General features: G+C 42.6%; 18 protein-coding genes and 4 tRNA genes. 15 read left to right on the top strand and 7 right to left on the bottom strand.

All coding sequences use genetic code 11. The features are described from left to right. Positions 1 to 81 precede the first annotated feature (81 nt). The 4 genes from BM736_RS20905 to parC are packed head-to-tail and all read left to right on the top strand — an operon-like array spanning position 82 to position 6074. On the top strand, positions 82 to 654 hold the full coding sequence (locus tag BM736_RS20905) for a YqiA/YcfP family alpha/beta fold hydrolase (protein WP_076415787.1): 573 nt from the start codon (positions 82 to 84) through the stop codon (positions 652 to 654). A 55-nt stretch (positions 655 to 709) separates the two neighbouring features. Then, the gene (parE, locus tag BM736_RS20900) at positions 710 to 2596 is read left to right on the top strand and encodes a DNA topoisomerase IV subunit B (RefSeq protein WP_076415785.1); all 1887 of its coding nucleotides are present in this window, start codon (positions 710 to 712) and stop codon (positions 2594 to 2596) included. Between the two features lie 41 nt (positions 2597 to 2637). After that, the gene (locus tag BM736_RS20895) at positions 2638 to 3801 is read left to right on the top strand and encodes a PQQ-dependent sugar dehydrogenase (RefSeq protein WP_076415783.1); all 1164 of its coding nucleotides are present in this window, start codon (positions 2638 to 2640) and stop codon (positions 3799 to 3801) included. Beyond that, positions 3798 to 6074: a DNA topoisomerase IV subunit A gene (parC, locus tag BM736_RS20890; protein ID WP_076415781.1), complete on the top strand. Its 2277-nt coding sequence runs from the start codon at positions 3798 to 3800 to the stop codon at positions 6072 to 6074. The genes BM736_RS20895 and parC overlap by 4 nt, the downstream gene beginning before the upstream one ends. Positions 6075 to 6147: 73 nt before the next feature. Here parC and BM736_RS20885 read toward each other — a convergent pair whose 3' ends face one another. After that, positions 6148 to 6339, bottom strand: coding sequence for a bacterioferritin-associated ferredoxin (locus tag BM736_RS20885; RefSeq protein ID WP_076415779.1), 192 nt, complete (start codon positions 6337 to 6339; stop codon positions 6148 to 6150). 281 nt (positions 6340 to 6620) lie between these two features. Continuing rightward, positions 6621 to 7550, bottom strand: coding sequence for a D-2-hydroxyacid dehydrogenase (locus tag BM736_RS20880; protein ID WP_076415777.1), 930 nt, complete (start codon positions 7548 to 7550; stop codon positions 6621 to 6623). A 59-nt stretch (positions 7551 to 7609) separates the two neighbouring features. On the opposite strand from BM736_RS20880, the gene BM736_RS20875 reads away from it, so the two are divergent. Further along, positions 7610 to 7942: a DUF3392 domain-containing protein gene (locus tag BM736_RS20875; RefSeq protein WP_076415775.1), complete on the top strand. Its 333-nt coding sequence runs from the start codon at positions 7610 to 7612 to the stop codon at positions 7940 to 7942. Positions 7943 to 8025: 83 nt separating this feature from the next. Here BM736_RS20875 and BM736_RS20870 read toward each other — a convergent pair whose 3' ends face one another. The 5 genes from BM736_RS20870 to rsgA form a co-directional block, all read right to left on the bottom strand. Next, complete coding sequence (locus tag BM736_RS20870; RefSeq protein WP_076415773.1) at positions 8026 to 8721, bottom strand: glycerophosphodiester phosphodiesterase family protein; 696 nt, start codon at positions 8719 to 8721, stop codon at positions 8026 to 8028. Beyond that, complete coding sequence (locus BM736_RS20865) at positions 8721 to 11930, bottom strand: mechanosensitive ion channel domain-containing protein (protein WP_076415770.1); 3210 nt, start codon at positions 11928 to 11930, stop codon at positions 8721 to 8723. Before BM736_RS20865 ends, BM736_RS20870 begins: the two co-directional genes overlap by 1 nt. Before the next feature lie 153 nt (positions 11931 to 12083). After that, entirely contained in the window at positions 12084 to 12965 is an 882-nt protein-coding gene (locus BM736_RS20860) for a DMT family transporter (protein ID WP_076415768.1), read from the bottom strand. Positions 12966 to 13019: 54 nt separating this feature from the next. After that, positions 13020 to 13883 carry an archaetidylserine decarboxylase gene (gene asd, locus BM736_RS20855; RefSeq protein ID WP_076415766.1) on the bottom strand — a complete coding sequence of 288 codons (864 nt, stop codon included), beginning with the start codon at positions 13881 to 13883 and terminating at the stop codon, positions 13020 to 13022. Positions 13884 to 13930: 47 nt separating this feature from the next. Further along, on the bottom strand, positions 13931 to 14986 hold the full coding sequence (rsgA, locus tag BM736_RS20850) for a small ribosomal subunit biogenesis GTPase RsgA (protein WP_076415764.1): 1056 nt from the start codon (positions 14984 to 14986) through the stop codon (positions 13931 to 13933). Between the two features lie 112 nt (positions 14987 to 15098). On the opposite strand from rsgA, the gene orn reads away from it, so the two are divergent. The 10 genes from orn to mutL all read left to right on the top strand — a co-directional run bounded on the left by orn (position 15099) and on the right by mutL (position 22798). Then, positions 15099 to 15644 carry an oligoribonuclease gene (gene orn, locus BM736_RS20845; protein WP_076415762.1) on the top strand — a complete coding sequence of 182 codons (546 nt, stop codon included), beginning with the start codon at positions 15099 to 15101 and terminating at the stop codon, positions 15642 to 15644. Positions 15645 to 15744: 100 nt separating this feature from the next. Further along, a tRNA-Gly gene (locus BM736_RS20840) sits at positions 15745 to 15820 on the top strand. 168 nt (positions 15821 to 15988) lie between these two features. Continuing rightward, positions 15989 to 16064: transfer RNA gene (locus BM736_RS20835), tRNA-Gly, on the top strand. Positions 16065 to 16112: 48 nt separating this feature from the next. Next, positions 16113 to 16188: transfer RNA gene (locus BM736_RS20830), tRNA-Gly, on the top strand. A 15-nt stretch (positions 16189 to 16203) separates the two neighbouring features. Continuing rightward, a tRNA-Gly gene (locus BM736_RS20825) sits at positions 16204 to 16279 on the top strand. 477 nt (positions 16280 to 16756) lie between these two features. After that, entirely contained in the window at positions 16757 to 17212 is a 456-nt protein-coding gene (locus tag BM736_RS20820; protein ID WP_076415759.1) for a hypothetical protein, read from the top strand. A gap of 313 nt (positions 17213 to 17525) precedes the next feature. Beyond that, on the top strand, positions 17526 to 19016 hold the full coding sequence (locus BM736_RS20815) for a bifunctional ADP-dependent NAD(P)H-hydrate dehydratase/NAD(P)H-hydrate epimerase (RefSeq protein ID WP_076415757.1): 1491 nt from the start codon (positions 17526 to 17528) through the stop codon (positions 19014 to 19016). Positions 19017 to 19105: 89 nt separating this feature from the next. Further along, the gene (tsaE, locus tag BM736_RS20810; protein WP_076415754.1) at positions 19106 to 19564 is read left to right on the top strand and encodes a tRNA (adenosine(37)-N6)-threonylcarbamoyltransferase complex ATPase subunit type 1 TsaE; all 459 of its coding nucleotides are present in this window, start codon (positions 19106 to 19108) and stop codon (positions 19562 to 19564) included. A gap of 2 nt (positions 19565 to 19566) precedes the next feature. Then, on the top strand, positions 19567 to 20895 hold the full coding sequence (locus tag BM736_RS20805; RefSeq protein ID WP_076415753.1) for an N-acetylmuramoyl-L-alanine amidase: 1329 nt from the start codon (positions 19567 to 19569) through the stop codon (positions 20893 to 20895). A gap of 61 nt (positions 20896 to 20956) precedes the next feature. After that, positions 20957 to 22798, top strand: coding sequence for a DNA mismatch repair endonuclease MutL (gene mutL, locus BM736_RS20800; RefSeq protein WP_076415751.1), 1842 nt, complete (start codon positions 20957 to 20959; stop codon positions 22796 to 22798). Positions 22799 to 22826 lie beyond the last annotated feature (28 nt).

Genomic DNA, 22826 nt, shown 5'->3' with positions numbered 1-22826 from the left:
ATTAAAAGTTACTCCTAACGCTCCTTCTATAGTGAACATGACTGTTATGTGATACTAGGAGTAACCCATATATGAGGAATTATGCTGCTTTATATCCATGGCTTTAATAGTTCCCCGTTGTCAGATAAAGGGGTGGTAACTGCAGAGTATTTAGCTGCTAATTATCCCAATCTCAAAGTTCATCAGCCTCAATTACCATCACAACCTGCTGAGGCTATGGCGTTACTCTCTAATTTAGTTGCTGATGCGGTCAGTCAGGGGGAGGATGTCACCTATATAGGCTCTTCTTTAGGTGGTTATTTTGCAAGTTTTCTTGCGGAAAAATACGGCGGACGAGCCGTGTTGATCAATCCCGCTGTGACGCCATTTGAGTTATTTGACGAGTTCATTGGCCCGCAGCACAACCCTTATACTGATGAACATTATCAAGTAATACCTGAACATAAAGAGCAGGTAGCAAGATTTAATACTGAAGTTATCATCAATCCAGACCGCTTTTTTGTATTATTACAGTCGGGTGATGAAGTCCTAGATTACCGGCAGGCCGTACAAAAGTACCATTGCTGTAAGTTGCTGGTTCAATCCGGTGGCGATCATAGCTTTCTAGGCTACGAAAAACAGATGCAGTCAATTTGCCAGTTTCTGTTTTCTTGACAAGTAACCATATAGGCCCGCAACATGGCCTTAATAACTATAAATTGTGTGTGCCATGACAAACCAATACACCTCTGATGCCATTGAAGTCCTTAACGGACTCGACCCTGTAAAACGCCGTCCAGGTATGTATACCGATACCACTCGCCCGAACCACTTAGGGCAGGAAGTCATCGATAATAGTGTCGATGAAGCCCTGGCAGGACATGCTAGTAAGATAGATATTATCCTACATAAGGATAACTCTTTAGAGGTTATCGATGATGGCCGTGGTATGCCTGTCGATATTCACCCTGAAGAGGGGATCTCTGGGGTGGAGCTTATTTTAACTAAGCTGCATGCTGGTGGTAAGTTCTCCAATGACAACTATCAGTTTTCTGGTGGTCTTCACGGTGTTGGTATCTCAGTTGTTAACGCACTTTCGAGTCGTGTTGAAATTACGGTTCGCCGAAATGGCATTGTGTATGATATTGCATTCGAGAATGGTGATAAGGTTGAAGATCTAAGAGAAACAGGAACTTGTGGTCGCAGAAATACTGGAACCCGAGTGCACTTTTGGCCAACGCCGAGTTATTTTGATTCTGCCAACTTCTCAGTATCTAAGCTAGTTTATCTATTAAGAGCGAAAGCCGTACTTTGCCCTGGGCTTAAAATTAAGTTCAATAATAAGCAAACTGGCGAAGTGCAAGAGTGGTTTTATGAAAGTGGTTTAACAGACTACCTAAAGTCAGCCGTTAAAGATGCCATCATGTTACCCGAAGAGCCATTCGTTGGTAGCCTGAAGGGAAATAGTGAAGCGGTTGATTGGGCTATTACTTGGCTGCCAGAAGGTGGCGAGTATCTGAATGAAAGCTACGTTAACCTTATCCCGACGCCATTAGGTGGAACACATGTCAATGGCTTTAGGCAGGGCTTGCTTGAGTCAATGCGAGAGTTTTGTGAGTTTCGGAACTTGATCCCTCGGGGAATCAAGTTAACCCCAGAAGATATATGGGATCGTAGCAGCTTCATTTTATCGATAAAGATGCAGGATCCCCAGTTTGCAGGCCAAACAAAAGAGAAACTTTCAAGTCGCCAAAGCGCAGCTTTTGTTTCCGGCATTGTACGAGATGCATTCAGTTTGTGGCTTAACACGCATACGGAGCAGGCAGAAGCACTCGCTGAAATGTGTATTAACAATGCACAGAAGAGATTAAAGTCAGCTAAAAAAGTTGCACGTAAAAAAGTGACTTCAGGCCCCGCTTTGCCTGGCAAGTTAACAGACTGTAGTGGGCAAGACCCTATGCGTGGTGAGCTTTTCCTTGTGGAGGGTGACTCTGCTGGAGGAAGTGCTAAACAAGCGCGCGATCGTGATTTTCAAGCGATTATGCCACTACGTGGTAAGATTCTGAATACTTGGGAGGTTGATGCGACTCAAGTGCTAGCTTCTCAGGAAGTCCATGATATTTCCGTCGCCATTGGTTGTGACCCTGATTGTGATAATATTTCAGAGTTAAGATATGGAAAGATCTGTATTTTGGCCGATGCTGATTCAGATGGTCTGCATATTGCGACCTTGTTATGTGCACTATTTATGAAGCACTACAAGGTACTTGTAGAAAAGGGGCATATTTATGTGGCGATGCCGCCTCTATTTCGAGTCGATGTCGGTAAAGAGATCTTTTATGCACTAGATGAAGCAGAGAAAGAGGGCATTCTCGATCGTATTGCGGCAGAGAAGAAGAAAGGCAAAGTTCAGGTGACTCGATTTAAAGGGCTAGGTGAGATGAACCCTTTACAGCTTCGTGAAACAACCATGGATCCGAACACTCGTAGGCTAGTACAGTTAACCATTGATGATGCCGAAGATACCCTAGCCATTATGGATATGTTACTTGCTAAGAAACGCTCAGGTGACAGGAAGACTTGGTTAGAGACAAAGGGCGATCTTGCTGATTTTTAGTGAACTGCCAATAATTAGAATAATTAGGCTATAAAATAATAATGTTGTTGAATCAGAAAAAAAATCAACGAATCTGGTGTGTATTTTTTGCTTGCGCTTCTGTGTTATTTAGTCAGCAGTTACTTGCATCTACACAGCCTATGATGATCACTGTAACCAAAGGCTTTGGTTTAACGCTCTATGCCTCTGAACTTGGCGATGCTAAGCAGATGGCATTAGGAGATATGGGAACCCTTTTTGTTGGTTCTCGTAAGAAAGGCACTATTCAGGCATTAGTCGATAGTAATGCTGACGGCCGCGTTGATAAGCGCTATATGATAGCCAAAGGGCTCGAAAACCCAGAGGCAATCGCTTTTCATAATGGCGACCTCTATGCTGCTGTCGATGAGCGGATTATTCGTTTTGTTGATGTTGAAAACCGACTGCGTCGACCTGGACGAGGTAAAGAGGTTTACGACCGCCTACCAGAAGAAACGAGTAAAAGTCGACGCGCGATGCATTTTGGCCCTGATGGACGTTTATATGTCGCTATCGGTGCGCCGTGTAATGTTTGTGAGGCAGAAGCACCATTCGGCAGCATAATCGCCATTGATATCAAATCAGGAAGCAGTGAGCAAGTCGCTACCGGTGTTCGCAGTGTTACTGGGTTTGACTGGTCTCCTAAAGACGGTGCTTTATGGTTTGCAGATCAGGGGCGTGACTGGATGGGCGATAGATTGCCGCCCGATGAGATAAATCGAGTTGAGCACAGTGGTGAGCATTTTGGTTTCCCCTACATACATGCATCATCAGTGGTTGAACCTGCATACGACAAACCCAAAAACTTAAAGGTATCGCTACCTGTCTTTGAACTCCCTGCGCACGTCGCGCCTATGGGGCTTCATTTTTATCGCGGTACTCAGTTTCCAGCTAAATATCACAACCAAATGTTTGTTGCCGAGAATGGCTCCTGGAATCGCTCCAGTAAGATCGGTTATCAGGTGGTAATGCTAGAGATTGAACAGAAAAAAGTGGTAAAGAGAAGCACTGTCGTTAGCTTTTTAGATGGTGAGTTTCCAGTTGCTAGACCCTATGCATTATTAACGGCCCCAGATGGTGCCATGTATATATCTGATGATCTTAAAGGTAATATTTACCGCCTTTATCATAAAGATATCGCCGAAGAAAAACAGCAAGCTGCTCAAGCACAGGATAATGAAAAATGAGTGATGCGATAGACTTAAGTTTAGATGGTGTAGAGCAGATGCCTATGCGTCGCTTCACCGAAGAGGCTTATCTAAACTACTCCATGTACGTCATCATGGACCGAGCTTTACCTCATATCGGTGATGGATTAAAGCCTGTTCAGCGCCGTATTATCTATGCCATGAGTGAGCTAGGTTTATCGGCCCAATCAAAGCATAAAAAGTCTGCCCGTACAGTCGGTGATGTTTTGGGTAAGTATCACCCCCACGGTGATAGTGCCTGTTATGAAGCTATGGTATTGATGGCTCAGCCATTTTCATATCGCTACCCTTTAGTAGACGGTCAAGGTAACTGGGGGGCACCAGATGATCCTAAATCATTTGCTGCGATGCGTTATACCGAGGCTAGGTTATCTAAGTTTTCAGAAGTATTGCTTAGTGAGTTAGGGCAAGGAACGGTTGATTGGGGCGTTAACTTCGACGGCACGATGAAAGAGCCATTGGTCCTTCCGTCTCGTTTACCTCATATTTTGCTCAACGGAATTACAGGTATTGCAGTTGGTATGGCTACAGATGTGCCACCGCATAATACCCGTGAACTTGTTTCTGCATGTGTTGAGCTTTTAGATAACCCAAAAACTGAACTTGAACGCCTGATGGAGCTGGTTCCGGGACCTGACTACCCCACTGAAGCGGAAATTATTACCCCTAAAGCGGATATCGCTAAGATCTACTCAACAGGCCGTGGCTCGATTAAGGCACGCGCTGTTTATACCATTGAAAATGGTGAAGTGGTTATTACAGCTTTACCACATCAAGCCAGTGGCGGAAAAATCTTAGAGCAGGTAGCCGCTCAGATGCAGGCAAAGAAGTTGCCAATGGTGGTGGATCTGCGCGATGAATCAGATCATGAAAACCCTGTTCGCATCGTTGTAGTACCAAGATCAAACCGAGTCGATTGCGATCAACTTATGGCACACCTTTTTGCCACAACAGATCTCGAGAAAAACTTCCGTGTAAACCTGAATATTCTTGGTTTAAATGGACGCCCTCAAGTTAAAGGTCTTAAACAGATTTTGACTGAGTGGCTGGAATACCGCTTTAACACTGTGACACGTAGGATAACTCACAGGCTTGATAAAGTTTTAGCGCGTTTGCATATCCTAGATGCCTTGATGGTGGCCTTTCTTAATATTGATGAAGTCATTGAGATCATTCGATATGAAGAAAACCCTAAAGCTGAGTTAATGTCACGGTTTAAGCTAACCGATGTACAAGCTGATGCCATTTTAGATCTTAAGTTACGTCACTTGGCGAAACTAGAAGAGATGAAAATTAAGACCGAGCAGAGTGAACTAGAAGCTGAGCGAGATAAGTTACAGCTATTACTGAGCTCAGATCGTCGAATGAAGACACTGATTAAAAAAGAGTTAGTACGTGACGGTGAAACATACGGTGATGATAGACGTTCGCCATTAATCGAACGTAGCGAATCTAAAGCGCTCACTGAGCAAGAGTTGGCGCCAGTTGAAGCTGTGACTGTAGTGTTATCTGAAAAAGGCTGGGTTCGTTGTGCTAAGGGCCATGACATTGATGGTACAGCACTATCCTATAAATCAGGGGATGCTTTCCTTTGTAGTGCTGCAGGTAAGAGCAATCAACCTTCGGTGTTTATTGGCTCTACTGGGCGTGCATTTGCTACTGAGACTCACACCTTACCTTCAGCAAGAAGCCAGGGGGAGCCGATTACAACACGCTTTAACCTATCGCCAGGTGAGGTGATGGAGCATTTGATTCTGGGAGATGATAGTAAATACTACTTACTGGCATCAGATGCTGGTTACGGGTTTGTCGGTTCCTATAAAGATATGGTATCGAGAAATAAAGCCGGTAAAGCTCTGCTTAGCTTGCCCGCAAACGCTAAAGTGATAAAACCTCAGCTAGTTAACAAAGATAACGTTGAGTCAATTCTAGCTATTACTAATGAGGGCAGGATGTTGCTCTTCTCGATGGAAGCTTTACCTCAGCTGTCTAAAGGTAAAGGTAATAAGATTATCGGTATACCGACTGAAAGATCTAAGTCTCGAGAGGAGTTACTGACTCACTTACACGTGGTGCCAGAGGATACTTCAGTAACCTTGTGGGCTGGTAAGCGTAAGCTGACTCTGAAGCCTAGTGACTTAGAACATTATCGCGGCGAGCGTGGAAGAAGAGGGGCAAAACTCCCTCGAGGGCTGCAGCGAGTTGATAGTGTAGAGCTCGGTGAAGGTACGAGTGATACGCTTGAGCCATAGGTATAATTTAAGAACAATAAAAAAGCTGCCATAGGCAGCTTTTTTATTGGGAGTTTTTGATGTTTATTATGCTTTAAGCGACTTCATAATAGTTTGGCTCAACATCAAGCTGCCTTTGAATGATCTGGCTTGCCATTTTAGTACATTTCCCACATTGACTACCCACACCAAGACGCTTTTTCACATCGGCCAAAGAGATATCACCCTGGCTAACGGCCTCTTTTATTTGTGTATCGGTAACAGCATGGCAAAGACAAACGTACATTTAATAGGCCTCCCTCAATAGATGACAGAAGTATAAATGAAAACGATTCTCAATGCTAATACCGAAAGAGAATAAGTCAAATTAGTTTATTCGATAGGGGTTATTAAAAATTGTGAACAGCTTCTAAAAATTAAGTAAAGTGGCTATTTGGTCTATTAATCAGCATTGATCAGTATATTTAAATGACACGGGAGACTCATTACTACAGCGAAAAAGTACAGTTAAGTAATTTTGAACTGAGATAAAAAGAAAATGAAGCCAGGTCTCGGCTTGAGGTATTACTAATAACCTCGTTCAAAGTTTACTTCATGGGAGAGTTGCTCGCCTTTTAATAGCTTGTGATAGTTATTGGTAAAAATCTCAACCACTTGCTCTGGAAAGCTGGGCGCAGCGATATGTGGGGTGATCACAACGTTATCTAACATCCATATTGGGTGGTTTTTTGGTAGCGGCTCCTGATTGAACACATCGAGTATGGCATGTTGCGATGTTTGGGTGCTCAGTTGTAGATATAAGGCATCAAGATCGAGTACATCGCCTCTACCTAAGTTAAACAAGATTCCATCGGTTTTCATTAATGACAAAGTTTGGCTATTCAGTGCGCCTCTGGTTTCAGGTGTGCTTGGAAGGATACTGGCAATCGCATCAGCACAAGATAAATATTTAGGTAGATTTGCAAGGGTATCAACCTGATCGAAGCCTCTTGTTGGTTTAGCTCCTCGATTAATCCCTGTGACATGCATGCCAAAGTGTTTTGCCGTTTGTGCTATATGTTTGGCAATATTCCCTGTGCCTAGTAAAAGAAGGTGTTGATTTTGTAGCGTTTTAAAACTGCCTGGCAACCAGAGCTGTCTCTCTTGCTGTTGTTTGTATTTGTGATGTTCTCTTTGGTGGGCCAGTAGATAGCCAAATAGATATTCACTCATTAAAGGACCGAAAATACCTCTTACATTGGTCAGTTGATAATCTTTTCGTTGCCTAGGTGTCACTAACGCATCTACCCCTGCCAGAGTGGATTGCATCCAAGAGATATGTGTTGCATGTGGCAGCAATGGTGCTGCAAGAGAGGGCTCTGCTAACCAGATATTTGCTTGTGACACGTTGCGTGTCTCATCCCCAAGGATCTCTATTTCGGGGAGGTGACAGGATTCAAGTAAACGTCTATATCGCTCATTATCACTGGTTAATAATAGTAGCTTGTATCTCTGCATCACTCCCCCTATGCTAACGGCTTATCCCGATTGGCATCACCACAATTATGGACCGTGTTATGGAACATATTATTTCAATTTTTCATCAGCTTGGCTCTTTGCTCTACCCCTGGCTTAATGAGATTGCTACTGCAATGGTTGCCTGCTTTTTGATCGTTTTCGCAACCGATATCAATCGCTTTCTAAGCCGAAAGCTTATCGGGCGTTCCTTTGTACTCAGAACACTGGCTTTTGTGTTGGTAAACGCTTTTGGTTATGGGTTGCTTATTGTGACTTTAAGTCCGTTTCTAGCTAAAAATATGGCGCAGCTTTCAGCTCACTGGTTGTTAGTTTTGGTCGTTAGTATATTTACCATTATTGGTGCTTGGGCGCAGCGGCATAAACAAATTTAGCTAGGCTCAGCTATAGTTTAGGATGAAATCGAATATTTGCTCAATAATTTCAATTCCAAAATGAAGGCGTGTAGCGAGGTGTTTTAACTTGAGCTTAAAAGTTTCATTGCTTTGTCTGGAAAGTTGGTGAAAATGCCATCGACTCCTATCTGTGCTATCTGCACCATATCAGCGCTATTATCAACCGTGTAAACAAACACCTTACTTCCCTCTGCATGAGCAAGGCTTATCATCTCTTCATTAATAAAGCTTAGGCTGAGATGGATTGAGTAAGCGTTTAATGCCTTAATCGTGTCGATATAATTGAGCGTTATCCCTTCAAAAAGTGGTGCTAAATAGGCGTGAGGAAATCGCTGGCGAAATTGGAGTAACTGCTGGTGATTAAATGATGAAATGAGCAGGTCTTCAGGGGGGAATTGTAGTTCTTCAATTAGCTTAGTGTAGATCGTGATGAAGGGGACTAAGCTATTCAAGCCCTTTAATTCAATATTAACTGTGCATTGATACTCACTAAGATACTCCATGACCTGCCACAGAGTTGGAATAGGCTCACCTGCTACATTAATTGAGTCTAGATAACTGCGACTTACCTTTTCAATCAAGCCTGTACCACTGCTGACATTATCTAGACGTCGATCATGAAAGACATACAGCTCTCCCTCAACATTGTGAATATCGAGTTCAATGGCACGGCTACCAAGCTCTATAGCTTTACGCATGGCTGCCATGGTGTTTTCTGGTGCATACCCGCTAGCACCTCGATGAGCAAAAATGATCATTAGCTTCTAATGAGCCCCTGCGTTTCCTTACTTTGTGGATTATTAATGTGCACTTCTAGCTGTGGGTAAGCAAGCTCAAGCTGGTTTTCTTGTAGCTTTTTACTGATCTTTTTATGAAGCTTATGCCTTAAGGGCCAGCGTGTGTTCATATCTTTCGCGTAGGCTCTGACTTCGTAGTCTTGGGTATGCTTACCAAAACCGGCAAACCACACTTCAGGCTCAGGGCTCTCTAGTGCATCATCACACTCTTTAACTGCTTGGTATAGCGCTGCTTCTACGCGAGCTGGATCTGAGTCTCTTGCAACAGACACATAAACTATAACCCTTGTGATGGGATCTGAGAGTGACCAGTTTATCAGCTGTTCAGTGATAAAGGCTTTATTAGGAATAATGATCTCTTTTCTATCCCAATCAATAATCGTGGTGGCACGTATTTGAATTTTACTGACAGTGCCAGTGAGATCTCGAATCGTTACTGTATCGCCGATTCTCACTGGCTTTTCAAAGAGAATGATTAAACCTGAGATGAAATTTGCAAAAATCTCTTGTAGACCAAAACCTAGGCCGAGAGAGAGTGCTGCAACTAGCCACTGTAATTTTGACCATTCCATCCCTAATGTCGAAAAGCCACTCAAAATACCGATGAAGATCACTAGGTAGCGGCTGACTGTAGTTATAGCAAACCCTGTTCCTTGTGTTAGGTCTAACCTTTGTAGGATCGTGAGCTCAAGTAAACCTGGAAGGTTGGTGGCAATCATCAATGAGAAACCGACAATGATTAAGCCTAGTAGCAGAGATTTAAAGGTTATAGGGAGTTGTTGCTCAATACCATTGACCATGCTGTTACTCGTCCAGAGTGTTATTCCGTCGAGAAGCGAGAAAAGTGCGGTATGGGTCTGAGTCCAGAGTCCGACTAAACTGGCTAAAAATGCAAGCAGTAGCAGTGAGCGAACCAGGCCTAGTGACTGACTCGAAATGGTCTCTAAATCAACGACTGGTTCTTCGTAAGTATCGAGTGAATCATTACTATTTTGCGGGTCTTCATCACGCTCACGTTGCAGTAAGATCTCTGCACGTCTAGCCTTTGCTCGATCAAAAGCGATTCTTCTGCGCTCAATTAGCATCCAACGTTTAATGAGTTGGTAGAGCAACATAAATCCTAATGATAGGAGTAGTGATAGCTGTAGCTGAAGTAACACCTGAAATGCGGTGTAGTAGTAGCCTCTAAATGCTAAGACTGCGCAGATAGGAGGCACGAGTAGTAACACTGCCCATAGGAAACGCTGCAACAGTTTTTTGTTTTTATCAGCTTGATGTTGATGCTTGTCTTTTTTGGATAAAGACAAAATATCTTTGTAGAAGCCGAAGAGAATAATACAAAAAACAATGAAGGCTCCTCTACCTAAGCTGTTTCGCAGTACTGAGTTGTCGATAAACTCAGTAAAGCCCATCACTGCCAAGAAAGGAATGGCCATCACAAAGAAGGTTTTAAAGCGGATTTGTCCGTCTCTAATTATCGATTGCTCACCTTTAAAGTGACCGATTAGTAGACCGCGATCAAGTGCTAGCAAGTAAGTGAAACGGTAGAGCAGATAAAGCAAACCAATAACCAAAGTTGCCATACCTATGGCAGCGGTTAAGTTCTTGCTAGAAAGAAGCAATATAGCCCCAGCTGCGATCACCGGTAGTGGTTTAATGACACTGTAGGCTAATGAATTAATTAAGGCTCTAAAGGTAAAGCTGAACTGATCTTGAGTAACATTACCGACATAGGTAATGTCATTTGCCATTGCCTTCTTGAATTTAGGCGTGACAAGATCTTGCGCGACTAAGCAAAGTACCAGCAAGATTATCCACCACGACCAATAGTGGCTTTGCTCATCAAATGATTTAAAGGTATCTGGCCAAATCGCTTGTCCTGCAAGCCATTTTACACTCTGAAATAGGTCAGTTACCCAGAGTTTATCAATTGAGTTCGCGTTCGGAACCCAAAACAGATGTTCATTCAAAATATTACTTAACGCGATATTTTGCTGAGTTAATTGCTCGTTGATCACTCTTAAGTCTGTGAGCTCACTGAGATAAAGATCTTGGCTCTGTATCAGCTGTGCAATTAAATCATGTTGAGAAGCTAACAGTTTTTTCTGAATGCTTGTATAGGATTCACTGCCGGCCTGTTGTTGCGTATTAAGGGTTTGATCTTGATCTAATTGGTATCTCGCTAACCTGGCTTGGGCAATCTTCGACTGTAGCTTTTCCTGATTAGGCGGAGAGGGTAAAGACTGTAGCATTTGCAAAAAACGTTCACCAAAAGCTGAGTTAAGCTTAATTAAACCGACTTGCTGTTGAATATTATTGAGTTGTTTAGCTTGAAGTTGATAGAGGTTTTCTGCATCTTCCTGCTCAAGTACGACTTCATTTGTTTTATGGGTTAAATCTTTTAATTGCTCCGCATAACCTTTATTTAGTCCACTTAAGGTTTGTGTTAAAGGGTCTACTTCTGTTGGTGTTTCAATAAGGCTGTTAGCTATGGTTGCATCGGTTCTTTTTAGGCGCTGCTCGGCAGTCGCTTTATTGATGCTTTCTATTAGCCCTTCCTGTTGAGAGAGTTGTTGCCTTACGAGCAGCATCTGCTGTTGGTTGAGGTTAATACGTTTTTGGCTGCTGGCTAGCTCAAGCTCCAGTGTTGATAGGGTTTGGGTATAGAGGTGGCGTTGTGCTTTTAATAACTGCGCTTGTATACCCTCTGAATCACTCAGTTGGTTTTTTTTGTGTTGAGCTAATGCTTTTCGAGCTGCTGAAATTTGAGATGGTAGCTGGTTATGCTGCTTAATGAGTTCTGTGACTTTGATATTGAGATCTGCATAGACCTCTTTCAGCTCAGAAAGTCGTAAATAAGCCAAAGAAGCTTGTTGGGTAAGCTGTCTTTTTTTAGAGCGAACTAAAGGGGCTTGTGCTTCTTTTAGTTGCTGCTCTAGGTTCTGTTTGTGCTCTTGATATTGATTAATTAGCGCTACATGGTTTTCTTCGAGTTGTTCCTGCTCTTTAATATTACGTTCAATATGCTCAAGCTTTTGCTCTGCCGTTAAGTTGGCTGAAGGTTGAGAAAGCCCTAGGCGCTTATTAATATCAAGTGGAGAACTAGCAAAGGCACTGAAGCTTAATAATGTGATAAGTAGTAGAAGGGCTGTGCGTATATTAGGAAGCATATTGGGATGCAGGCTGAAAAAGAGACAGGGGTATCTTAACAATAAACCATAAATTATATAGCTTCTTTTTTTTGGGAAAAGTTGTGATATTCATCAGAAAAAAAGAAATAAATACATATTTGCAGAGTATGCTTTGTATTTATGCTTACGGATTTAATTTCTCTTTGCTGATTTTCTACTTTGTGTTGTTTCGAATATCGCGGTTGCAACCACTAAGGTACCACCAATAGCCGTTTTTAGATCAAGCTGTTCACCTAAAAATATTAGGGCTAATACTGCACCATAAAAAGGTTGTAAACAGGAGACTAAGCTAACAGTTTTAGCACTCAGATGGCGAAGCGCTGAGGTAAAAAGCGAGTGGGGAGCGGCTGTGAATACAACACCTAATAATAAAATCAAACCCCATACGCCTTGCTCAACTTGAGTGATATCAACACTATGCCAAGGTGCTAAAAATAATACTGCTACAGCGGTTTGGTAGAACATTGCTTTAGTGCCTGAGTAGGCCGAAAAATATCTTTTATGAAGAATGTTTCGAGCAGTAAAGAGTGCTGCAGACAAGATCCCAATTGCTATGCCTAGTGTGACATCGTTTCCTAAGTTGGCTTCAGGTATGAGTAGCATTACGCCAATTAATACCGTTATCCCGCTGAGTATATCTACACCTTGTATTTTCTGACCTGTGAATAAGGGTTCAATGAGCACTGTCATAACAGGGTAAGTAAAAAAAGCAATCATACCGATAGCAACTGATGAAAGCTGCATTGAGGCAAAATAGGTCACCCAGTGAAGGCTGACAATAATGCCTAAGCCTATAGCGATAAAGTAATCTTTTGATGCTTGTAGTGAGAGGTTTCCCTTACTTGCTTTAACTATTATTGCTAATACGACTGCTGCAACAGCACAGCGAAGGACTGTGATATCGAGAGCGCTTAGGGGGATGAGCTTAGAGAAAAGCGCTGTGCCACCAAAAAGTAGCACAGCGAGGTGTAATTGGAGTAATCCTGAATGTTGAGTGTTAGTTGCTTGGTTCATCAAGGCTCCATCTATACCTAGGGAGTAAAAACCTGATGACCAGACTTAGTCAGGTTAATCCTCTATCTTTGCAAATGCTTGTCCCATTCGGGTAACAGCTTTAGGCTCTACATTATCGGCGAATTCGTCGAGTGCATCTTTGGCAAATAGCATGACCACAGTGCTGCCCAGCTTAAATCTTCCCATCTCTGCACCTTTATCTAATGTCAGTGCGTCTGGACCTTCAGTTGGGTATTCCCATGTGAATACGTTTTTACCCGTTGGTGGGGTCACAGTACCAGCCCATACCGTTTCGATACTGGCAACTATGGTTGCACCTACTAGTACCATAGCGATAGGGCCAATCTCAGTTTCGAATATTGCAACGACTCGCTCGTTACGAGCAAATAAGCCAGGAACATTTTCAGCAGTTAATGGGTTGACTGAAAAAAGCTCACCTGGGACATAAGTCATCTTAGATAACGTGCCCTTAACTGGCATATGTATGCGGTGATAATCTTTCGGCGCTAAATAGATCGTAGCAAAATCACCATCTTCGAAGCGTTTAGCATCATCGGCTTGATTACCAAGTAGTGCAAGTGATGAATATTCATGCCCTTTAGCTTGAAATATTTGTCCGTCTTTAATTGGCCCTAATTGGCTCACAGCACCATCGACAGGGTGAACAATATATTGTTCATTATCATATATTGGGCGCATGCCGCTTTTTAGCGGGCGGGTGAAAAACTGGTTAAACGTTTTGTAAGCTTCAGGCTCACTTTGTGCAGCTTCACTCATGTCAATTTTGTATTGCTTGATAAACCATTTTATACATGCGGTAGTCACCGCACCAAGCTCGGCTGCGGCAAGTTTACCAACAAGACGAGATACCAAATGCTTCGGCATGATGTATTGCAATGCAATTTTCACTTTATCCACGTTTTTCTTCCCTTAATTTTTTGAATGATCTTTGCATCAATTGAGTATTACTCATCGCCAGACCTGAAATGTCTCGCGTGACGTTGTTCATCCAGACTTGCAATAATTCTGTGATAATTGTTGTAACGATCTTCTGCTATGGCGCCATCTTTAAATGCTGCTGTGATGGCGCAACCAGGATCACTTTTATGTTTACAGTCTCTGAATTTACAGGTTCCTAGGTATTCTCTAAATTCGACAAAACACTCACTGACTCTTTCTGCTGGTAAATGCCAAAGGGCAAATTCACGTACACCAGGAGAGTCAATCAAGTCACCACCGCTAGCAAAATGCAAAAGCTTAGCTGTAGTGGTTGTATGCTGGCCTAAGCCTGAGTTTTGAGATACATCACCAATAAGTAATTCTGCATCTGGCATCATGGCGTTAATAAGCGAAGATTTACCCACGCCCGATTGGCCTACAAAGACGCTGACCTTCTTGTCTAACAGATCTTTGATCGCATCAACACCTAAACCTGATTTACTACTGACTTTATAGACGGAATAGCCAATATCTTGATAACGTTGAAGAGCAGCATCAACAGCGGGGCGCTCTTCATCCGTTAGAAGATCTGTTTTATTGAGTACGATGATGGGTGATATGCCAGTATCTTCGGCAGCGACTAAATAGCGATCGATGATCTGTGTCGTAAAGCTGGGTACAACCGAAGAGACAATTAAGATTTGATCGATATTGGCAGCGATAATCTTGATGCCGTCATAAAGATCTGGCCTAGAGAGTAAGGAATGCCTTGGATGAACGGCTTCAACAACACCAGAAATGCCAGAGTCAATATCTTGAGCTAGCCGAGCAATCACCTTGTCACCAGTGACTAGACTTTGAATATTTCTGCGGATATTACAGCGTACGACCTGACCCGTTTCAGTTTCAACATCTGCATGTTGTCCAAAACGTGATATAACAGTTCCGAGCTGTTCTGGCCCAAGTGAACTATCCTGTAGTTCAGGGGCGTTGTTAGCTGAATCTTTCTTTTGCAGCCTTTTTTCTTGATTGGCTCGCATTCGGCGTCTTTGACCCTGACTTAGGGGTTTCTTTTTGCTCACAGGTTTGTCATCGTAAATAAGGTGATTTTGCGTTACTTAAAAAAGCAGTATGATACACGGTCTTAAACAAAAAAGCCTGAATTTAGGCAAACAGGAAGAATAAGGCAGATCAATGGTTGCAGATGCAAACAATCTCATTTGGGTAGATTTAGAGATGACAGGGTTAGAACCCAATGTTGATAGAGTCATCGAGATCGCAACGATAGTGACAGATTCAGAGTTAAATATCCTCGCTGAAGGGCCTGTTATCGCCATTCATCAAACTGATGAACAGCTAGCAGTAATGGATGATTGGAATCAAAAGCATCATGGTGAATCTGGCTTAGTGGAGCGAGTGAAAGCTAGCCAATACAGTGAAGATGATGCTGTCGCAATGACAATTGAGTTTATTTCTAAATATGTACCACAAGGTGTATCGCCTATGTGTGGAAATAGCATAGGGCAAGACAGACGCTTCATGAATAAGTATATGCCCAAGTTAGAGGACTATTTTCACTATCGAAATATCGATGTCAGTACTATAAAAGAGCTAACCCGCCGCTGGAGCCCTGAGTTAATGGATGGCTTTACTAAGCAAGGAACTCACAAAGCCTTAGTTGATATCCAAGAATCCATTGCCGAATTGCAGTATTATCGCGCTAAAGTATTTAAAATTTGACCAATCAGTCAATTTATTTTCAAGAAGGGGTTGCAGCAATATGAAATTCTCATATAATGCGGCCTCAACTTTTACTGCTTGTGCAGAATAAAGTTGATATGCGACATTAGCTCAGTTGGTAGAGCGATACCTTGCCAAGGTATAGGTCATCGGTTCGAACCCGATATGTCGCTCCAAATTAAAAATTGAAGCGACATTCGCTCAGTTGATCTCCTCGAGAGAGTTGATACCTTCTTTTTGCCAAGGTATAGGTCATCGGTTCGAACCCACTCTTTATGAAAAGAATGGTCGCTCCAAATTAAAAACTTAGAGATTGACCAAGGTCTTTAAGATAAAAGTTTTAAGCGACATTAGCTCAGTTGGTAGAGCGATACCTTGCCAAGGTATAGGTCATCGGTTCGAACCCGATATGTCGCTCCAAATTAAAAGCTTAGAGATTGACCAAGGTCTTTAAGATAAAAGTTTTAAGCGACATTAGCTCAGTTGGTAGAGCGATACCTTGCCAAGGTATAGGTCATCGGTTCGAACCCGATATGTCGCTCCAATTTAAAAAGATTACGCGACATTAGCTCAGTTGGTAGAGCGATACCTTGCCAAGGTATAGGTCATCGGTTCGAACCCGATATGTCGCTCCAATTTTTCTTCTAATTTCATCTTTTCTGAAAATAATCATCCCAAAGCTTGTCAAAACTTCTTTAGCTCAGTTGTGCTTGTAGAAATAGTCGATACTCAACTTTTAGCTAAATTAAAGCTATCTTGAAATTATAATAGGTTCGAATCCACCTCTTTTAAAAAGGCTGACTCCAACCTCCATCTTTCTAAAGCCCCCTCAACCTAAACACTAACTCCTACAATTTCACTGCTTTCTACTCGTTAGGACCTGGTGTCCTAATTAAGTCTCATAGCTCTCATTATTTTATTAATTTCCGCTTGTATCACCTTATAGCCTTTTACGTGACGGACAACGAAACTCTTTAACAATCTCTAATGTAGCTGACTAAGAAGTAGCAAAGTTTGAACTTGTTCAAGTATTCATTTTCAATTTGTCCCCATAATGGTCACATAGATGATTAATTGAGCCAGCTTTTGGCAAGTATTTTTGGAGTGCGATAATGCGATTTCAACAGTTAAGCGAACTACTAGGTTATGTTGCAACTTGCCGAATTGAGATGGCTAAATTATATAGCCGTTTACAAGTTGAAGCCGATTCAACCAGAGTCAAAATGATGCTTGAATATTTTCAGCAGCATCAGAAATCAGTGTCTGAAAAGCTAGAGAATTATATAGATGAAGCGCCGAAGAAGGTGTTAGATACTTGGTATAAAGATATCAGCTTCGAAGACTTTGTTAAAAGGTGTCATGACACTGTATTGACAGCCAATATGTCCGAAGAGGATGTATTAGATCTTCATCTTAATTTGGATAATCGTTTGATTGACCTACTACAGAAAACTGCTGAGCACTCTTCATGTTCAGATATCGCTGGTGCACTTAATGACCTAGTTCGAGTTGAGAAGATCCAGCAGCAAAGACTCGTACACAGTAGCATTCGAATGGATGACCTATAAGCTCAATTTTAATGATTCTATAATGTAACTTGCGTTTTAATGCGTAACGAAAAAGGTGCCTAACGGTGCCTTTTTTTATTTGTTAATTAAAAAGTGCGTTATCGAAACATAGTTACAAAATCAAGTAATCGATAGATGAAACGAAGTTATTACTGGCAAGGTAAATCCTGTTAATGGGATTTATTGTTCAAGATCAACTTATGCGCATCTAACTAAGATTTTCAGTGAATCTATTTGAGAGTTTAGGCTCTAATTACACTAATCTTACCTTGTGTGTTTATTAACCATATTTCGCTCTTAAGGAGAGCTTTTAATGCTAGAGAACTGTTCAGTACTTCCCCACAATATGTATACCAGCAAGCAGATACAAGAGGCTGAGAACCAGTTCGTTAGCAGTGGTACATCTAGCGTTATTGACCTGATTGAATCTGCTGGTGCTGCTGCGTTTATGAAGGTGCAATCAATTTTCCCTGCTCCTTGTCACATATTAGTGATTGCAGGATATGGTAATAACGGTGCTGATGCATTTAGTTGTGCACGTAGATTACTTGAAGCGAGTTACTCAGTGGCTTTAGTTGCCATAGAGCCTGAGTCTAACTTGAGCAAAACTAGGCCAGAGCTTAATGAGGTGCGGCAGCAGTTTATAGATGCAGGTGGTGAAGTTTTATCTTTTTGTGGGGCGCTACCTATAGATGCCAAAGTTATTGTTGATGGCTTACTAGGTACAGGAATTACCCGGGAGTTACGGGATGGTATTAAGCAGCTTGTACAGCTGGTTAATGACAGTCCAGCATGGGTGTTGAGCTTGGATGTCCCTTCTGGGCTAAACCCAGACACAGGCAGTGGACTAACGACTATCAAAGCTGATATGACGCTCACTTTTGGTGGATTAAAGCGCGGCCTGCTCACAGGACATGCAAGGCATTGCTGTGGTGAACTAGCGCTAGCTGAGCTTGGCTTAAGTGAGTTTTTACCTAAAACTGATTTTTCAAGAGTATCCCTTAGCTACATTAACGATAGGCTAGCTCCGAGAGATAGAGATACTCATAAAGGCCTGTCAGGTAAGGTCACCGTTATCGGCGGTGATGTTGGCATGTCTGGAGCTGTGAGACTTGCTGGCGAAGCATGTTTAAGGTCGGGCGCTGGGCTAGTAACAGTAATATCGCGCCCTGAACATCAGCATACTGTAAATGCCAATCGACCAGAGCTTATGTTCTGGGGCTGTGAGCTTGTCGATATGGAGGTGTACTTAAGGCTTGGCTGGGCACACACATTAGTGATAGGTCCAGGGCTTGGTAAACAAACTTGGGGTTATAACTTACTAAAAGCTGTTGGACTAAGTGATAAGCCCTGTGTGATTGACGCCGATGCTCTGAACCTATTGAGCGAAGAACACACTAGGTGTGATGGCAGGGTGCTGACTCCTCATAGTGGAGAGGCTGCACGCTTACTAGGGGTTAGTATTGCAGAAGTTGAACGAGATAGGTTCGCAGCTGTTAGAGATATTCAGCAAAAATATGGTGGTGTTGTGGTCTTAAAAGGGCCTGGAACCCTAATTTATGATGGAAAGCATTATTATGTGGCTCCTGTAGGCAACCCTGGTTTGGCGAGCGGAGGTTGTGGTGATGTGCTTTCTGGCATTATTGGCGCTTTAATGTCTCAAGGTTTTTCGATATTAGATTCGGCTGTTATGGGGGTGGTTGTTCACGGAGAAGCTGCTGATAGAGCCGCCGTTGCGGGAGAAAGGGGCATGTTAGCGAGTGATCTTATGCCGCATATTCGTTCTCTGGTTAATAACCTTTAATAAACCAAGAGTGAAATCTGTTTAGCTGATAGGCTAATTGGTATAAAGTAACAGGTTAGAATTAGTTTTAGATAGGTAAACTCAACAACATGTCATCGGTTAAGGTTTTTTTGAATAGTGAGCTTGATACAGTCGAGCTTGGGACACGCTTAGCGCAGTTAGTTTCGCCCCCCTTAACACTGAACTTAGCGGGTGATCTTGGTGCAGGTAAGACGACCCTGAGCCGCGGTTTAATTCAGGGGTTAGGTCATACAGGCGCCGTTAAAAGCCCTACCTATGCACTTGTTGAGCCTTATGAGTTTGCAGATATAGATCTCTTTCACTTCGATCTTTATAGACTGAGTGATCCTGAAGAGCTTGAGTTCATGGGGATTAGAGATTATTTCACCGATCGTAGTATCTGTATTGTTGAGTGGCCTGATCGTGGCCATGGTTTAATGCCAACTGCTGATATCAGTATTGAAATTAAGTATGTTGATGCGAGTCGTGAGGTAGAGATAACCTCAGGCTCAGCTAAGGGACAAGCGTTGCTGAGTAAATTTAAATAATAATGATAAGAATCGATAAGCTTCTAAAATCTACTCTTGTTTTACTTTCACTAATGGCTTCTTTTTTTGCCCACAGTGCGAATAAGCTTGATGGTGTTCGTATCTGGGCGGCTCCAGAGTCGACACGTATCGTGTTTGACCTTAGCAAGACACCTGATTATACCTACTTTAATTTAACTGGGCCTTACCGGCTGGTCGTTGATCTTAAAGGGACTTCGACAGCATTTAACCTGAGTAAGCTTGCTAATAACAGTAAGCTCGTTAAAAAGGTCAGGATCAGCAAACCGCCTTCAAAGGGGACGCTGCGTTTAGTTATCGATCTTGTAAAGCCTGTTAAAGCGAGTCTATTTGCTCTTCCTCCAACATCACCATATGGGAATCGATTAGTTGTTGATTTGGACGATAGCGGCTCAAGTTCTGCGAGTAAGCAAAGTCAGCCGAGTCAATCAAAGCAGCAGCTTCGTGACGTTATTGTTGCCATTGATGCTGGGCATGGTGGTGATGATCCCGGATCTATTGGTCCTACAGGGATCTATGAAAAAACAGTTGTTTTGCAGATAGCCAAAAAAGTTGAAGCTAAAATTAATGCCACACCTGGTATGAGAGCTGTGATGACTCGTACGGGGGACTATTTTGTGAATCTTAATAAGCGTTCTGAGATAGCTAGAAATAGTAAGGCTGACCTTCTTGTGTCCATTCATGCTGATGCTTTTACATCTCCACAGCCAAGAGGTGCATCGGTATGGGTACTATCTATGCGACGAGCTAATAGTGAGATTGGTCGATGGCTGGAGCATAAAGAGAAACACTCTGAGCTGTTAGGCGGGGCTGGTGAGATTATTCAAAATACTGATAATGAACAGTATTTAGCAATGACTTTACTTGATATGTCTATGGATCGCTCAATGGCAATTAGTCATAATATTGCTGATGATGTCTTGTCTCACCTGGGGAAAGTCACCAAATTACACAAGCATAAGCCAGAGTCGGCAAGCTTTGGCGTATTAAAGTCTCCAGATATTCCATCAATATTGGTTGAGACTGGTTTCATCTCGAATCATAAAGAGGAGAGACTACTGTCACAAAGAGACCATCAAAACAATATTGCTAAAGCGGTGCAAAAAGGTGTGCTGAGATATTTCGAAAGCAACCCACCTGTGAACTCTTTAATGGCAAGCAAGGGCTCAATTAAACACAGTGTGCGTAAAGGTGAGTCTTTATCTGTGATTGCTCACAAATATCAAGTTACCGTTTCCAGTATAAAAAAAGCTAATAACTTGAAATCTAATAATATTCGAATAGGACAGAAGCTAGCTATTCCTCGTGCGTAGCTTATTAAGCTTGTGTTCGGTTCATGTACTAAATTTAGTACCTTAATTGAGAGCTGAAATTATGACAATTCAGATACTTCCACCTCAATTAGCTAACCAAATAGCAGCTGGTGAAGTTGTTGAGAGACCGGCTTCAGTCATTAAAGAGTTAGTTGAAAACAGCCTAGATGCAGGTGCAACTCGTGTCGACATTGAGATTGACAAGGGTGGAAGCAAGCTGATTAAAATCCATGACAATGGCTCAGGAATTCCTAAAGAGGAACTTGCGCTTGCACTGTCACGGCATGCTACTTCTAAGTTGAGCACATTAGATGACCTAGACGCTATTTTGAGTTTTGGTTTTCGTGGTGAAGCACTTGCCAGTATTAGTTCCGTCTCTAGGCTAACACTGACCTCTCGGACTGCCGAGCAAAGCGAAGCGTGGCAGGCCTATGCTGAAGGCTCTGATATGGCGGTTAAAGTCATACCCGCCGCTCATCCCGTAGGCTCTACCGTGGAAGCGGTCGACCTTTTTTTCAATACGCCGGCAAGAAGGCGCTTTCTAAAAAGTGATAAGACTGAGTTCACTCATATTGATGAGTGGCTTAAGCGTATTGCGCTTGTGAGAAGTGATATACATTTCACTTTAAAAAATGCGGGTAAGACAGTTAGAAACTATCGTCCAGCTAAATCATCAGAACAGTATTTACAACGCTTAGCTCAGGTCAGCGGTAAAAAGTTTGCTCAGCAAGCAATTGAAGTCAATTGCGAGCATGAAGGGCTTAAACTCAGTGGTTATATTCAGTCACCTTTCTTTGAGTCTCCTGCGTCAGATACGCAATACTTTTATGTTAATGGTCGACTTGTTCGTGACCGGTTAGTTAATCATGCTGTTAGGCAGGCGTTCTCTGAGCATGTTACAGGGCCCTCAGCGAGTTATGTGCTCATGTTAGAGCTTGACCCCCATCAAGTCGATGTGAATGTACACCCAGCTAAGCATGAGGTGCGTTTCCATCAAAGCCGCTATGTTCATGATTTTATACTGCAGGCGCTCCAATCTGCCTTAACTCAAGTTGGTGATAGCCAATCTGTTGGTCATTCGCCTATGGAAGAGCCAAGTTATCAGAGTATTAAGCCTCACCACTATGAGGTGAACGAGTCTAACTCCTATCAATTGACTCCGTCACAAGGGGAGCAGAGCCATAGGGTTAGTGAATCCTTACCAAGTATCACCGCAGCAACTCCAAAGGCGCATGGACAAACTGCCGCTTCAAGTTTTAATCGCTCAGTCGGTCGTCCTCAGGCTGAGCTGCCATCTGCAGCGAGTATTGCTTCATACCGTGCTCTGTTAACCACACCAGATGTGCCTGTTGCACGAACCGAGAAGCCAATAAGCAGTGAGGCAAGTCAAATGCCTCAAGTCCTAGCCGATAAATACTGGGTCATAGCAGAAGGCGAGAAGCTCTCTCTATTATCGATTTCGCAAGTATCCCAACAATTATTGCAATATCAGCTGCTGGCCAAGCTTGAAAGTGGCCTAATTAGTCAACCTCTATTGATGCCAGTATCAATTGCAATGGACAGTGACTGGCAAGAGACACTGGTTCAAAGAGAACAGGTGCTACGAAAACTTGGCATTGAGCTAACAATTCGTCTTGGGCAGTTGATTATAAAGAAAGTGCCCCCATATTTAAGGAAGAGCCAATTAGTCAGTGTTATCCCAGACTTATTGCAGTGGCTACGATTTGAAGAGCCTAGTCAAGAAGCACTAGCAGCTTGGTTCGCAAAACATGGTGAGTTACAGATTGAGTCTGTATTGCAAATATGGCAAGAGTTCCTTAAATGCAATACAGAAGAGCAACAAGCGTTATTTGAAAAAGCTATCTTTTTACCTTGGGGAACATGGTTAGAAGATAATCAGTAAATTATTGAGTCAATTTGGGTTGATTCCG

This window comes from Shewanella sp. UCD-KL12 (assembly GCF_001957125.1).
GTDB lineage: Bacteria > Pseudomonadota > Gammaproteobacteria > Enterobacterales > Shewanellaceae > Shewanella.
This window is presented reverse-complemented; position numbering and strand designations above follow the sequence as displayed.